Source organism: Actinosynnema pretiosum, assembly GCF_002354875.1.
In the GTDB taxonomy this organism is placed as follows: domain Bacteria; phylum Actinomycetota; class Actinomycetes; order Mycobacteriales; family Pseudonocardiaceae; genus Actinosynnema; species Actinosynnema auranticum.
In genome coordinates this window covers 6,547,200-6,561,826 of the sequence record NZ_CP023445.1, presented here as the reverse complement: position 1 = coordinate 6,561,826, position 14,627 = coordinate 6,547,200, and the positions used below count along the sequence as shown (strand labels likewise).

At 74.4% G+C, this 14,627-nt stretch carries 9 protein-coding genes; 7 read left to right on the top strand and 2 right to left on the bottom strand.

Features of this window, described 5'->3' with window-relative positions:
• Positions 1–101: 101 nt before the first annotated feature.
• The 3 genes from CNX65_RS27845 to gndA all read left to right on the top strand — a co-directional run bounded on the left by CNX65_RS27845 (position 102) and on the right by gndA (position 5,849).
• Positions 102–1,595, top strand: coding sequence for a hypothetical protein (locus tag CNX65_RS27845; protein WP_096496394.1), 1,494 nt, complete (start codon positions 102–104; stop codon positions 1,593–1,595).
• Positions 1,592–4,177 carry a hypothetical protein gene (locus CNX65_RS27840; RefSeq protein WP_096496393.1) on the top strand — a complete coding sequence of 862 codons (2,586 nt, stop codon included), beginning with the start codon at positions 1,592–1,594 and terminating at the stop codon, positions 4,175–4,177. The genes CNX65_RS27845 and CNX65_RS27840 overlap by 4 nt, the downstream gene beginning before the upstream one ends.
• A 232-nt stretch (positions 4,178–4,409) precedes the next feature.
• A complete protein-coding gene (gndA, locus tag CNX65_RS27835) occupies positions 4,410–5,849 on the top strand; it encodes an NADP-dependent phosphogluconate dehydrogenase (protein WP_096496392.1) in 1,440 nt (479 codons plus the stop codon).
• Between the two features lie 80 nt (positions 5,850–5,929).
• Here gndA and CNX65_RS27830 read toward each other — a convergent pair whose 3' ends face one another.
• Positions 5,930–8,149 carry a SulP family inorganic anion transporter gene (locus tag CNX65_RS27830; protein ID WP_096496391.1) on the bottom strand — a complete coding sequence of 740 codons (2,220 nt, stop codon included), beginning with the start codon at positions 8,147–8,149 and terminating at the stop codon, positions 5,930–5,932.
• 394 nt (positions 8,150–8,543) lie between these two features.
• The gene (locus CNX65_RS27825) at positions 8,544–8,924 is read right to left on the bottom strand and encodes a hypothetical protein (protein WP_096496390.1); all 381 of its coding nucleotides are present in this window, start codon (positions 8,922–8,924) and stop codon (positions 8,544–8,546) included.
• Positions 8,925–9,098: 174 nt separating this feature from the next.
• On the opposite strand from CNX65_RS27825, the gene CNX65_RS27820 reads away from it, so the two are divergent.
• From CNX65_RS27820 to CNX65_RS27805, 4 genes are all read left to right on the top strand, one after another.
• Positions 9,099–9,947, top strand: a complete 849-nt coding sequence (locus CNX65_RS27820; RefSeq protein ID WP_096496389.1) for a helix-turn-helix domain-containing protein — start codon at positions 9,099–9,101, stop codon at positions 9,945–9,947.
• Between the two features lie 18 nt (positions 9,948–9,965).
• On the top strand, positions 9,966–10,157 hold the full coding sequence (locus CNX65_RS27815) for a DUF397 domain-containing protein (RefSeq protein WP_096496388.1): 192 nt from the start codon (positions 9,966–9,968) through the stop codon (positions 10,155–10,157).
• Positions 10,158–10,463: 306 nt separating this feature from the next.
• On the top strand, positions 10,464–11,129 hold the full coding sequence (locus tag CNX65_RS27810; protein WP_096496387.1) for a DedA family protein: 666 nt from the start codon (positions 10,464–10,466) through the stop codon (positions 11,127–11,129).
• 535 nt (positions 11,130–11,664) lie between these two features.
• On the top strand, positions 11,665–14,562 hold the full coding sequence (locus CNX65_RS27805) for an AfsR/SARP family transcriptional regulator (RefSeq protein WP_096496386.1): 2,898 nt from the start codon (positions 11,665–11,667) through the stop codon (positions 14,560–14,562).
• The last annotated feature ends 65 nt before the right edge of the window (positions 14,563–14,627 follow it).

The window sequence follows — 14,627 nt, the reverse complement described above, 5'->3', positions numbered from 1 at the left end:
TCCTCGCGCCTCCGGGGACCCGCTCCCGCTGATAACGAAGATCGCTTTTGCGGCGATGGCAACCACGTGCGCACCGTCAAGATCGACTCGTTGAGCGTCGGATGACCCCCGTCGAGGTGACCGGTCCCCTGTGGTGCGATCCGGGGCTCGACCGCCGAGGAGGCCGCTACCCGCTCTTCGTCGAGGCGCCGGTGCTGGCCGTGGTGGACACGCTCGTGCCCGGTGTGTCCACGCTGACCCGGTTGGTCCGCTACTACTCGCTCTACTGGGCCTTGGCCGACCACTCCGAGGAGCACGACCTCACCGCCCAGGAGTGCCGAACCCTGCTGCGCCGCTCGGAGGTCGCGCTCGCACTCGTCTCTGCGGGCCACGACCGGCAGCTGTTCGCGCACGGGGTGGACCGGATCAAGTCCGCGCGCGGCAAGGGCAGGACCACCAACCTCGCCGAACCCGGTCCGCGCTCCTACTCGCCGCGTCCCTGGGGCTTCTGGTCCCAGTACAACGGCGCCAGCGCCTCGCTGGGAATCGCGGAGACCGCCGAGGGCACGATCCGCCCCGGTCGGCACCGCTGCCCAGACCCGGTGCGCCGGATGTTCCGGCCCGTGTTCGACCTCGTGCTGAACACCGATCCGGGAACCGGGGTCGACGGTCTCGCCGCGCTGGCCATCGAGTCGCCGGGCACCCCCGACCTCCCGCCGCTGGTCGACCTCTTCACCGCGACGCGCCACGGGCGCCACCAACCGGAGGAATGGACCGGCGACGACCGCACCAGGCGCACGACGCTGCGCCTGCTCGCGCGTGCCGTGCAGCGCGATCCGGCCTGGTCGCCGGGGGTCGCGTTCCGCTCCTACCTGTCCTACGGGGACGCGCTCGACACCGACCCGGTCCTGGCAGGCGAGGAGCGTGCCGAGGCGTGGCGCGGGGTGCTGCTCCGGCACCGCTCGGTCGGCGCCTGGCGGCGGCTGTGGGCCTCGCTCGTGGACCAGGTCATCGACGCGGGCGGCACGGCCACCCGCGAGGACCTCCACGCGTGGATCAGCTCGGAGGTCTCGACGACCACGGTGCGCGGCTTCGCCGGAACCCTCCCCACCCCGACCGCGCCCTCCGGCCACCCGCTGCCCGCCGAGGAGGACGCCCTCGGGTGGTGGAAGCGGACCGAGGCGGACCTGGCCATGCTCCTGCTGGGCGCGCGTCGCCTCGACCACCTGCGGGGCCGCGCCCTCGACGCGTTCCTCGGCCGCAGGCGCGGCTCGTCAGGACGGGGCCAGTTCCTCGACCCCACCTGGGTCGCGCACCGGGAGGCCGAGCACGCCGACCGGCCGCTGGCGGAGTTCGCCCGCGCACTCGTGGACGACATGCTCGCCCAGTCCCGTCGGGTCGCGCTCCGCAAGCTGCGGATCGGCCAGGACGGGCGGATGACCCTGTTCAGCAGGCTGCACGAGCGCGACGGCCGGTACTTCGCCGACCAGCGGGAAGGTTCGGGCGACGTCGGCATCCGCATCGACCAGCTCTCGGCCATGGCCGCGCAGCTGGGGCTGTTCGCCGGGAACGGGGTCACCGAGCTCGGCGCCCGGGTGCTGGAGCTGCCCCGATGAGCGAGGTGCGACACGGGTTCCACTCGCCGATCACCCTGCTGCACGAGTGGCGCGACCGCGCGGACGGCGCCCGCCTGCGGGAGGCGCTGGTCCTGGGCTACACGCACGACCTCGTCTTCCTCGAACGCCACTTCGTGCCCACCGCGCGCGCCCTCGGGGCCCGCGTCACCGTCGTCGGTGACGCCGGGCAGTCACTGCACGACCCGGTCGACGTCCGCCACGCGGGACGGTCCTACCAGCACGGGCACGCGGTGTGCGGCGGTGCGTTCCACCCCAAGCTCGTCGTGCTCGTCGGCGACGAGGACGTCGTGGCCGCTGTCGGGTCCGGCAACCCCACCATGTCCGGTTGGGGGCACAACATGGAGCTGTGGCTGGTCCTGCGCACCTCCACGCGCCGAGGGCCTGCCGCCCAGCGGGATCTCGCCGACTGGCTGGTCGAGCTGCCGGACGTGGTCCGGATGCCGACCTGGATCGCGGACGCGGTGCGCGTCGTCGGCGGGCACGTGCGCCCCGACGAGGTCGACGGATCGCTGCCCGAACTGCGGATCTTCGGCAACCTCCGGCGCTCCGTCCTCTCCCACCTGCCCGGAACCCGCGTGGACGCCCTGCGCGTCAGCTCACCGTTCTACGACCCGCGCGGCGCGGCGTTGCGCGCCCTGGTGGACCGGGCGCGCCCGACCCAGGTCGACATCGCCCTGCAACCCCGGCTGTCCAGGTATGACGCCGACGCCCTCGTCCGCGCCACCACGACCGCGTCAGCGGTTCGCTACCGCGTGCTGGACGAGGAGCGCACCTACCACGGCAAACTGGTGGAGTGGTCCGCGGACGGGGTGACCACGGCGCTGGTCGGCAGCGCGAACTGCACCGCCGCCGCGCTCCTCGGCGCCACCGCCGAGGGCGGCAACTGCGAGCTGGTCGCCGTGCTGCCCGTGCCCACCAGCCTCCTGCCCGCAGGGTGGTCCACGACCACGAAGCCCCCGGCAGCCGCCCACCCGGCCGCCGAGCGCGGCAAGCCGCCGGTCGTGCTGGTCCTCCTCGGCGCCCGCAGGCAGGAGGACCACGTGGTCGTCGAGCTGGTCACCACCGCCCGCGAGCGGGTCGCCATCGAGTCCTCACCGGACGGGACGCCGGGAACCTGGCTCGCCTTCCACACCTGGCTGCCGACCGGGGAAGGCCCAGCCGCGCTGCGCTTCCCCGCGCCCGAGCAGCTCGGCGGCGTCGTGCGCGCCCGCGTCGAGGTCGACGGCGAGCAGGTCTTCTCCTCGGAGGTGTACCTCACCGATCCGGTGAGGTGCCTGCCCCGCTCGGACGAACCCGATCGTCCCCGCCTGGTCCGCGACTACGACCTCGGCGAGACCATCACCGATCCGGTGCTGGCCGCGCGCTTCAACGCCGACCTGGTGCGCCTGCTCGGCCAGGTCGCCCAGTCGCGGACCACGGGCGCACCCGCCCTGAGGACCCGATCGCACGAGGTGGAGGAGCTCTCGCCCGAGGACCGCTGGGGCGCCTGGTTGCACCACGTGCAGGGAGTGCTCGGGGACTCGCTCACCGGACTGGTGTTCCCGGCCGCGCTGCGCCTGCCCGGCGGTGGGGCCCAGCTCTGGGCGGTCGGCGTCGACCCGGACGACGGTCAGCCCGACGAGGAGGACGGGGACGAGGGCCCGTTCCAGGAGGTCGAGCAGCGCGGCGTCCCGCAGAGCGAGCACCACAGGTTCCGGAAGTGGGCCGCGAGGTGGGTCAGGGCGGTGACCGGGCCCGCCCGGCCGCCGCTGGAGCTGCGGATGACCGTCACCCTGGTCTACCTGGACCTGCTGGCCGCGGGAATCTGGGGCGTCGACGACGACTGGCGCGCGGATGTGCGCGACCTCGTGCGGGCGCTGGACCCCACCGACGAGGAGGCTGCCGACCTGCCGGGGCGGGCCATCTCCTACCAGTGCTCGCTGACCGCCGTCTGCCTCGCCCTGCTCTTCCAGGACGCGACTCCTCACGGGGGCGCCGCGCACGACGTCATCGCGAAAGCCGCCTGGGAAGCGGGACGGGGGTCGGCGGCCTTCGCCGACCGCGGGCTGGCGACCGAGTACCTGCACCACCCGGTGCAGCCGCACGCGCGGGTGGCCTCGGAGTCCGAGGTCGACGCGGTGATCAGCCGCGCCGAGTCGGTCGAGGACGACCCGAGCGCCGAGGTCGTCGCCGCTTGCGAGCGGATCGGGCTCGACGTCGGGTTCCGGGAGGGGGTCTGGGTGGTCGAAGGCGGTTTCCGCAAACCCCGCCGCGCCGCCGCCCAGGTGTCCACCAGGGCGGGGGAGCGGTCCGCCGTGCTGGTTCGCGACGTCGACAAGGCGGTGCTGCTCCTGCGGGAGGGGCGGGTGCTCGTCCTGCTGGAGTCGACCATCCCGCAGTGGCGCGTCTACCGGCTCAGCCCGCTGAGCACCCCGGAGTCCCTGCTGAGCGGAGCCGAGCAGCCACCACCCCCTGCCGAGCGGCACGGGTGGGGGACGCCGCCGTCACTGGTGGGCGAACTCGCCGAACGGCTGGGGGTGAACCCGGCGCTCCTCGTCGCCGCGATCGCGGCCTACCGGTAGTCGCCCGCCCCGCCGACGGCCCGCGCAGACCGGACCCGGAGGTCCACTCCCCGGAACCCGGCCCGCACCCCCCTGGTTCCCCGCCGCGCCCCCGCGCGGTTCCCCCGACCGGCGCAAACGCGCTCACCGTCCGGTGTTTCACGAACCCGCCCGGTAATTCCCGCGCAGGGCCCTCCGAAGTGTGGGTAGCCGCATATGTGCGCCCGGACCCGAATGCGGGCAGGGTGGACTGATGACCACCTCCGAGGCACCGGCGCGGATCGCCGTCACGGGGCTCGCCGTCATGGGCAGCAACCTGGCGCGCAACCTCGCCCGGCACGGCTTCCGCGTCGCCGTGCACAACCGCACCAACGCCCGCACCAAGGCCCTGATCTCCGAGCACGGGCACGAGGGCGAGTTCGTCCCCGCCGAGACCCTGGAAGAGCTGGTCGGCAGCCTCCAGAAGCCCCGGCAGATCATCATCATGGTGAAGGCGGGCGCCCCAACCGACGCGGTCATCGACGAGCTGGCGCCCCTGCTGGAGCCCGGTGACATGGTCATCGACGGCGGCAACGCGCACTACGCCGACACCCGGCGCCGCGAGGCCGCGCTGCGCGAGGCGGGCCTGCACTTCGTCGGCGCGGGCATCTCCGGCGGCGAGGAGGGCGCGCTCAACGGGCCCAGCATCATGCCCGGCGGCTCCAAGGAGTCCTACGAGCACGTCGGCCCCGTCCTGGAGGCCATCTCCGCCAAGGTGAACGGCGAGGCGTGCTGCGTGCACGTCGGGCCGGACGGCGCGGGCCACTTCGTCAAGATGGTGCACAACGGCATCGAGTACGCCGACATGCAGCTCATCGCCGAGGCGTTCGACCTGCTGCACCGCGCGGGCGGCCTGACCCCCGCCGAGGTGGCCGAGGTCTTCAAGGGCTGGAACACCGGCGACCTGGAGTCCTACCTGGTCGAGATCACCGCCGAGGTGCTCGCCCACGTCGACGCCGACACCGGCTCCGCGCTGGTCGACGTCATCGCCGACGAGGCCGAGCAGAAGGGCACCGGCCGCTGGACCGTCCAGGAGGCACTCGAACTGGGCGTCCCGGTCACCGGCATCGCCGAGGCCGTCTTCGCCCGCTCGCTGTCCGGCCGCGCCTCCCAGCGCGCGGCCGCCCGCGCCGCCCTCGGCGCCAACGAGGTCGCGACCGCCAAGGACGACTCGCTCGTCGAGGACGTCCGCCAGGCGCTCTACGCCTCCAAGGTCGTCGCGTACGCGCAGGGCTTCGACCAGATGCGCGCCGCCAGCGCCGAGTACGGCTGGGACCTCGACCTCGGCGCCACGGCCACCATCTGGCGCGGCGGCTGCATCATCCGGGCCCGCTTCCTGGACCGCATCAAGGAGGCCTACGACCGCAACCCCGAGCTGGAGACCCTGCTCGCCGACGACTACTTCCGCGACGCCGTGCGCACCGCCGAGGACGCCTGGCGGCGGGTCGCGGTGAAGGCCGTCCAGTCCGGGGTGCCCGCGCCCGGCTTCGTGTCCGCGCTGTCCTACTACGACGCGCTGCGCTCCGAGCGCCTGCCCGCCTCCCTCATCCAGGGCCTGCGGGACTTCTTCGGCGCCCACACCTACCGCAGGACCGACCGCGAGGGCTCGTTCCACACCCTCTGGTCCGGCGACCGCTCCCAGGTCGACGCCTGAGACCGGTCGACGCCTGAGGACGCGCCACACCGGGAGCACGGCGCGGGACCCCTCGCGAGGAGGGGCCCCGCGCCACCGGGTCAGGTGGTGACCGGCGCCAGCGCGCCCCGCTCCGGGTCGACCAGGTACACCCTGGCCGAGGAGATGTCGAAGTACATGCCCACGAGCCGCAGCGCCCCGCAGCCCACCGCCTCCCGCACGCACGGGTGGGCCATCAGGTTGTCCAGCTGCTGCGCCACGTTCGCCACGGCCAGCCGCTCCAGCACCGCCTCGCCGGACGCGTGCCCGCCCCGCTCGTGGAACCGGATCAGGCTCGGGTCCGCCGCCCGCAGCCACGACCGCAGCCTCGACCCCGGCGGCGCCGTGCCGTCCAGCAGCGCCTTCATCGCCCCGCAGTCCGAGTGCCCGCACACCACCACGGTCCGCACCGCCAGCACCCGCACCGCGTACTCCACCGCGGCGGCCACCGAGTCGTCGCCGTCGACCGGCACCAGGTTGCCGATGTTGCGCACGCAGAACAGGTCGCCCGGCCCCGACGTGGTGATCATGTTGGGCACCACCCGCGAGTCCGCGCAGGTGATGAACAACTGGCCGGGACGCTGCCCGCGCTCGGCGAGCTCCGCCAGGAACGGCCGCACCAGCGGGGCGGCGAACCGCTCGAACTCGTGCATCCCCAGGATCATCGGGTCGACCTCGTCCCGCTGCCGGGGCACCACCACCTCCCCGGCCGCGTCCCGCCGCTGCTGCCAGTACGACCACGGCGCGAACCAGCGCGCCGACGGGGCCACCGGCGCCTTGCGCAGCGCGGGCATCCCCCTCGTCGCCTTCGAGAACCACGTGTCGTGCACCTCCAGCACCTCGACCGAGCCGCCGAGCCGCTGGTAGCCGGCCCGCCAGTCCTCGATCGCCTCGTACGCCCCGTGGTCCAGGAAGTCGATGTGCAGCTCCAGCACCACGTGCCTGCGCAGCGGCACGCCGCGCAGCTCCCGCACCATCCGGCCCGCGCCCAGGAACACCAGCGACCCGCGGATGACGACCCGGCACCCCTCGCCGCCCGCCTCGTCCACCCGCACCGAGCAGTGCGCCAGCCGGTACACCGACCGCAGCACCGCCGCGGCCACCCCCAGCAGCACCCCCTGCACCAGCCCGAGCCCCACCACGCCCACCACGGTCACGGCGTACGCGGTGAACTCGCCGTGCCGCCACAGCACCCGCATCCGCTCCGGGCTGACCAGCCGCAGCCCCACCACCAGCAGCACGCCCGACAGCGCCGCCAGCGGCACCAGCTCCAGCACCGACCCGAGGGCCAGCGCGAACACCCCGATCCACACCCCGTGCAGCACCGCCGACACGCGCGTGACCGCGCCGGCCGCCACGTTCGTCGAGCCGCGCGCGATGCCGCCGCTCACCGGCAGCCCGCCGACCGCGCCCGCCACGGTGTTCGCCACGCCCTGCGCGACCAGCTCGCGGTCCAGGTCGGCGCGCGGCCCGTCGTGCAGCTTGTCCACGGCCACCGCCGACAGCAGCGTCTCCACGCTGGCCACCACCGCGACCGTGACCACCGCGAACGCGATCCCGGCGATCGAGCCGGACGGCATCTGCGGGGCGACCAGCCCCTCGATGCCGGGCAGCTCCACCCGCGCCACGTCCAAGCCCGCGCCGACCCCGGTCGCGGCGGCCACCGCGACCAGCGGGGCGGGCGCGAACGAGGCGCGCGGCACCAGCGGCCACAGCAGCATGACCGCCACCGCGACCGCGCCCACCGCCAGCGACTCCGGGTCGACCGGCGCGAACAGCATCAGCACGTTCTCCTCGGCGGTGGCGCCCGCCTCGCCGCCGAGCGCCACGACCAGCTGGCTCAGCGCGATCGTCACGCCGATGCCCGCGAGCAGGCCGTGCACCACGGCGGGGGACAGCGACAGCGCCACGCGCGCCACGCCGGTGAGGCCGCAGGCCAGCTGGAACAGGCCCGCCCCCACGGTGATCATGGCCGTGGCCGCCCAGCCGTACTCGGCGATCAGGCTCGTGGTGATCAGCACCATGCCCGCCGCGGGGCCGCTGACCTGCATCGGGGCCCCGCCGAGGGCGCCCGCGACGATCCCGCCCACGGCGGCGGACACCAGGCCGGCCATGAGCGGCGCGCCGCTGGCCGCGGCGAAGCCCAGCGACAGGGGGACGGCGACCAGGAACACCACGAGCGAGGCGGGCACGTCGTGGCGCAGCACGTCCAGCACCCCCGGCTTGGTCGGGGGGCCCGCGGTGGTGTGCTCACCTGCGTGCGACTTCCGGGCTCGGTTCATCGAAATCCTCACTGGCGTCGAGGGGTGCAGTCCGACGAACGCGGGAGACGGGCCCGATGGGTGGCGGCGGTGGCACATCCGTGTCGGCACGGGGGGACGTGTCGGCACTGCGGTTCACCGTCCATGATGACGACGGCACCGGTGCTCTGACCAGGCGTGACACCCGTAAGTGTTGATCATTCAACGGAACGTGACGGTGTGTGGTCGTCCGAATTGCCCGAAAGGGCTGAACGCGCGGGAGCCGTGGCGGAACCGACCCCGGTCGGGGGTTCGGGGCCGGTTCCGCCACGGCCTGTGGTGTCGGGTGCTCCCTGGGAGCGCGACCTCGAGGAGGGTGTCGCCACCCGACGCCGAACGGGCCCGCGTCCGCCCGCTCGCGTGCGGGGGAGGGGCGCTAGCGGCCCGCGTCCCGGAAGGTGTCGCCGAAGGCGTCGCCGACGCCGTCCTCGAACGGGTCGACCTCGTCCCGCGACCCGGCGACCGGTCGGGGGCCCGCGACGGCCAGGCACAGCTGCGCGCCGATGTAGGCCCGGCAGGGGGCCGTGCTGCGCCTGCCCCACAGGCCGCTCCACCGCCTGCGGCAGGTCCCGCAGCGCCCGCGCTCGTCGGGCTGGTGCTCGTCGAGCAGGGACTTCAGCGCGGCGACCACGCGGGGCAGCTCCGAGCGGGCCAGCTCCACCGCGGTCTCGCCGTCCGCCTGGTCGGCCCGGCGCACCAGCGCGGCCAGGTGGTCGTGCAGCGACCTGTCGAGCTGGCCGAAGACCGTCAGAGCCATCCTCGCCGCTCCCTGCTGGCAGCCATGCCGCCCTCCCCGTCAGCGTTGCCACAGCAGCCTGGGACCAGCACGTGCCCACCTGCAAGTTGCAGTACACGAATGGATGACGTCTCTTTGCTTGCCGGGTGAACGGCCCGAGACTGTGCCTCGCCACTGCACTGAGGAGGTGCGCGGATGTCGCGCGGCGAGAGCCCCACCCTGCGCAAGAGGCGCCTCGTCAGCGAGCTGCGCAGGCTCCGCGAGGCGTCGGGGCTCACCATCGAGGACGTGGGCGAGCGGCTGGAGTGCTCCGCGTCCAAGATCAGCCGGATCGAGACCGGCCGGGTCGGCGTCACGCCCCGCGACGTGCGCGACATGCTCACCGCCTACGACGCGGACCCCGCGCTGCTGGACGAGCTGGTCCAGCTCGCCAGGCAGGCCAGGCGCAAGGCGTGGTGGGACGCGTTCGGCGACATCGCGCCCGGCAAGTACGTGGGCCTGGAGGCGGACGCCGAGCGGGTGCGCACCTACCAGGGGCTCATGGTGCCGGGGCTGCTGCAGTGCGAGTCGTACACCAGGGCGCTGATCGCCGACGTGTCGCCGGGCTCGTCGGCCTCCGAGGTCGACCGGCGGATCGAGCTGCGCAGGGCCCGGCAGGCGCTGCTGGCCGAGGACCCGCCGCTGCGGCTGCACGCGGTGGTGGACGAGGCCGCGCTGCGGCGCCTGGTGGGCGGACCGGCCGTGATGGCGGAGCAGTTGGCGAAGCTCTCCGAAATGGGTGAAAGAGAAAATCTCACCATTCAGGTGATCCCCTTCACCGCGGGCGCCTATTCGGCGATGGACAGCCCGTTCGTGCTGCTGTCCTTCAGCGATGAGCAGGATCGCGACGTGGTATACCTCGAAACCACGCGGAACGAGGTTTATCTGGAGCAGGCCTCGGAAGTGCTCAGGTATGCCGAGATGTTCTCGCGATTGGCGACCGCGGCGCTCGACGCCGGTGAATCCGCGGCACTGGTCGGGCGGGTCGCGCGGGAACTCTCCTGAACCGGGAGTGTCGGGACGATGTACCAGAACTGGCGCAAGGGCAGTCGCACCACGGCGACCGGCGCGGACTGCGTGGAGATCGCGCGGGACGGCGAGCTGACCGCCGTGCGGGACACGAAGAACCGCGCGGGCGGCCTGCTGGAGTTCGGTCCCCGCGAGTGGGCCCGCTTCGCGGGCGGCGCCAAGGGCGGTGCGCTCGACGGGCGGTGACGGTCCGTCCGACCGGCCCGCCACGCCGGTCACGCAGCGTGCGAAGAGGGTGACCCCGCATGGGGTCACCCTCACTTTTTTGGGTCAGGATGTCCGGAATCCTGCCGATGTGTGCTACTTACGGCGGAAGCCAGAATCAGACCAGGAGATGATGACAGCACCACGAACGGCTGGTGTGCTGGTGATGAGGCGGGTGCGTGCTGCCCGCCGACGAGGAGACGCGCTCGTCAGGTCACCGGGTAAATGCGCTCCGTGGTCAGCCGTGTGCCTGGTGTGATGTACCCGTGATCCGTTTGGGGGATTTCGATGGGTTTTGTGACCGACGCGCTCGACGGGCTCGCCGGCCTGCCCCAACCCGCGGTCCTGGCGGTCACCGGCGCCATGACGCTCGCGGAGTGCACCCTCGGCGTGGGCTTCCTCGCCCCCGGCGAGACGGCGCTGCTGCTGGCGTCGACGACCGCGAACACGGTCCCGCGCTTCCTCGTCATGTGGCTGGTGGTGACCCTCTGCGCCGTCGCGGGCGACAGCATCGGCTACTACCTGGGCAGGCGCTTCGGCGACCGGCTGCGGGCGAGCGGGCTGGTGCGCAAGATCGGCCAGCAGCACTGGGACAAGGCGGGCGAGCTGCTGCGCAGGCGCGGCGCGTACGCGGTGTTCATCGCCCGGTTCATGCCCGTCGTGCGCACCCTCGTGCCCGCGTCGGCGGGCGCGGCCAAGCTCGACTACCGCAAGTTCCTGCCCGCCTCGATCGCGGGCGCCGCCGCCTGGTCCGCGCTGCACATCGGCATCGGCTCGGCCGCCGGGGCCTCGGCCAAGTACATCGAGGCCGCGTTCGGCCGGGCCATGTGGGGCGTGATGGCGGTCGGCTGCCTGATCGCGCTGGCCGTGTACCTGCGCAAGCGCAGGGCCGCGGCGCGCGCCGCCGAGGCCGCCCGGCCCGACGCCGAGCCGGTGCTGGTGGGCGAGTCCTGAGCCGGACCGGTGGCCACCGGGCGCCGCCGCCCCCGGCGGCCACCGGTCCGCTCCGAGGAACCCGCGTCCGGCCGGTCGCGCGAGCGCGACCGCTCCGAGCGCCCAGCGCCCCGCGCGAGGCGTCCTGGCCGACAGGGGGTGCGGGCCGGGGCCCGCGGACCAGGAATCCCCCGCGCGTGCACGACGGAAGAGCCGGTCGACGGGAGGTTCGGGTCCCGTCGACCGGCTCTTCCGCGTTGGGGAGGGCACTGGAGAGGGGCCGTCCCCTACCGGACGACCCCTCTCCCATGCGGGGACGAGGGCAAACCGGCGTTCCGCCGCCGCGGGCTGGATGCCCCTTGCACGCCGGCCTGCCCTCGTCGTTCGGGGAGAGCAGCGGATGTTCCGCTGTCTGGTCCAACCTCCCCCACCGGGATTCGCCCTGTGTGGTCGGTCGGACACGCTTAGCGTAAGAATGCGGCTACAGCACGACTGGAGCCGCACTGGAGCGCTGGTCGCGCCGCAGGTGGCGGCCCTGGGCGGAGGATCGGTTCGGGTGGAGCAGGACGACGGGAACGCCCTCGGGGCAGCGCGCGCCGGTGGCGCGGGGGCGGCCGACCCGGCCCCCCTCCGCTTCGAGGTGCTCGGGCTGCTGCGCGCCGTGCGCGGCTCCCAGGAGGTCGACCTCGGGGCGGCCAAGCAGCGGGCGGTGCTCGCCGTGCTCCTGCTGGCCCGCAACGCCCCGGTCAGCCGCGACCAGATCATCGAGGCGGTCTGGGGGGAGAACCCGCCGACCTCCTCGGTCAACCTCGTGCAGACCTACGTCGCGGGCCTGCGCCGCGCGCTCGAGCCCCACCGGGCCAGGCGGGCGCCCGCCGAGCTGCTCACCTCCGTCGGCGACGGCTACCTGCTGCGCGTGCCCACCTCCTCCGTCGACCTCGACGCCTTCGAGCGCGCCACCACCTCGGCGGCCCGCAGCAGGGCACAGGGTGACCTGGAGGGGGCCGCCTCGGAGCTGGAATCCGCGCTGTCGCTGTGGAGGGCCGAACCCCTCGGCGGGGTCACCGGCCTGTTCGCCGAGGTCGAGCGGCAGCGCCTCGGCGAGCGCAGGCTGGCCGCGCTGGAGGAGCGCGCCGAGGTCCTGCTGCTGCTCGGCCGGGGCGCCGAGCTGGTGCCGCAGCTGACCGCCCTGGTCGGCGAGCACCCGCTGCGCGAGCGCGGCCACGGGCTGCTGATGCGGGCGCTGTGCCAGGCGGGCAGGCAGGCCGAGTCGCTCGCCGCCTACCGGGACGCCCGGCGCGCCCTCATCGACGAGCTGGGCGTCGAGCCGGGGCCGGAGCTGCGCAGGCTCCAGCAGGCGATCCTCGCCGGGGACGACCCCGAGCCCGCGGGTGCCCGCAAGCCCACCGCCGTGCCGGCCCCGGAGCCCCGGCCCTCGGCCACCCCGGCGCAGCTGCCCCGCGCCCCCGCCGCCCTCGCGGGCCGGGCCGCCGCGCTGGCGCGGATGGACGAGCTGCTGCGCGCCCAGCGCGACAGCGGGGTCGTCCTCGTCGTCACGGGACCCGCCGGGGTCGGCAAGACCGCGCTCGCGCTGCACTGGGCGCACCGCGTGCGCGACGAGTTCCCCGACGGGCAGCTCTACGCCGACCTGCACGGGTACGACCCGAACCAGGAGCCGCTCGGCGCGGGCGAGGTGCTCAACCGCTTCCTGCGCACCCTGGGCGTGCCCGCCGAGGACGTCCCGGTGGGCGTGGACGAGCGCTCCGCCCTGTTCCGCACGCTCGTCGCGGACCGGCGCATGGTGGTGCTGCTCGACAACGCGCGCGGCTCCACCGAGCTGATGGCCCTGCTCACCGGCGCGCCGTCGTGCGTCCTGGTCACCAGCAGGCGCAGGCTCGTCGGCCTCGTCGCGCACGCCGAGGCGCACCTGGTCGAGCTGGACGTGCTCGACCAGGACTCGGCGCTGGAGCTGCTCGGGCGGCGCGACCCCGGCGAGATGGGCGCGCTGCGCAGGCTGGCCGTGCTGTGCGACGGGCTGCCGCTGGCGCTGCGCATCGCGGCGGCCCGGCTGGCCGCGCCGTCGCTGCGCGCCGCCGAGCTGGTGGCCGAGCTGGACGACGAGCACGGCAGGCTCGCCGCGCTCGGGCTGGAGGACGAGGACTCCACGGTCCGGGCCGCGCTGGACGCCTCGCGCCGCGCCCTGCCGCCCCGGCCCGCGCACCTGCTCGCCCTGCTCGGGCTGCACCCCGGCGCGGACATCACCCCGCACGCCGCCGCCGCGCTCGCCCGGCTGCCGCTGGCCGCCGCGCAGCGCGAGCTGGACGTGCTCACCTCGGCGAACCTGCTCACCGCCAACGAGCCGGGGCGGTACGGCGCGCACGACCTGGTCCGGGTCTACACCCGCGCGCTCGCCGCCGAGCTGCCCGAGGACCAGCGCCGCGCGGCCACCGGCCGGGTGCTGGACTACTACCTGCACTGCGCCGACCTGGCCGACGCCCTGATGCCGGTGGGCCGGGGCGCGGTGCGGGTCGCGCCCGAGCACGTGCCCGCCGACGTGCCCGCGCTCAGCGGCGTCGTGGACGCCACCGCCTGGCTGGAGGCGGAGCAGGCGAACATCATCGCCGCCGCCGAGCACGCGGGCGACTCCGGCGAGCGGCGCTGGCTGGCGCACGCCTGGCAGCTGCCCTACACCCTGTCGCGGTTCTTCTGGCTGCGCGCCGACCGGCACACCTGGCTCAGCACCACCGAGCGCGCGCTGGGCGCGGCCACCGAGCTGGGCGACCCCGAGGCGCGGTTCGTGACGCTGTTCAACCTCGGCGTGGCGCTCGCCCAGTTCCACCGCTCCGAGGAGGCGCTGGCCAGGCACCAGGAGGCGCTGGAGGTCGCGCGCTCGTGGGGCGACGTGTCGGCGCAGGCCAGGGCGCTCACGACGGTCGCCGACACGCTCCAGCTCCTGGGCCGGGTCGACGAGTCCGAGTCCTGCTACCGGGAGGCGCTGGAGGTCAGCCGGGCGGCCGGGTCCCGGTGGGCCGAGGCCAACGCGCACCACAACCTGGGGCTGCTGTACTCGGTGAGCAGGCGCTACCCGGACGCCCTGCCCTGGCTCGACGCGGCCATCCGGATGTACCGGGAGGTGGGGGAGCAGTGCGGCGAGTCCTCCTGCCACGCGGACCTGTCCACGGTGCTGCTGGAGTCGGGCGAGCACACCTCGGCCGCCGCGTCCGCGCGGACCGCGCTGTCGCTGGCCACCGAGGTGGCCAGCGACTACCACCAGGCGCTCGCGCACGACCGGCTGGCCAGGGTCTTCGAGCGGCAGGGCGTCGGCGGCGCGGTGGCGCACTGGCAGCGGGCGCTGGCGCTGTTCACCGAGCTGGGCGCGCCCGAGGCCGACGAGGTCCGGGGCCGGTTGGCGCGCGCCAGGGCCGAGCGGTCGGTCGGGGCGAGCAACGCCTGACGGGAGGGTCGGCGTTCGGCTCGCGACCGTTCGGCCCGCGACCGTTCGGCCCGATCCGGACCCGA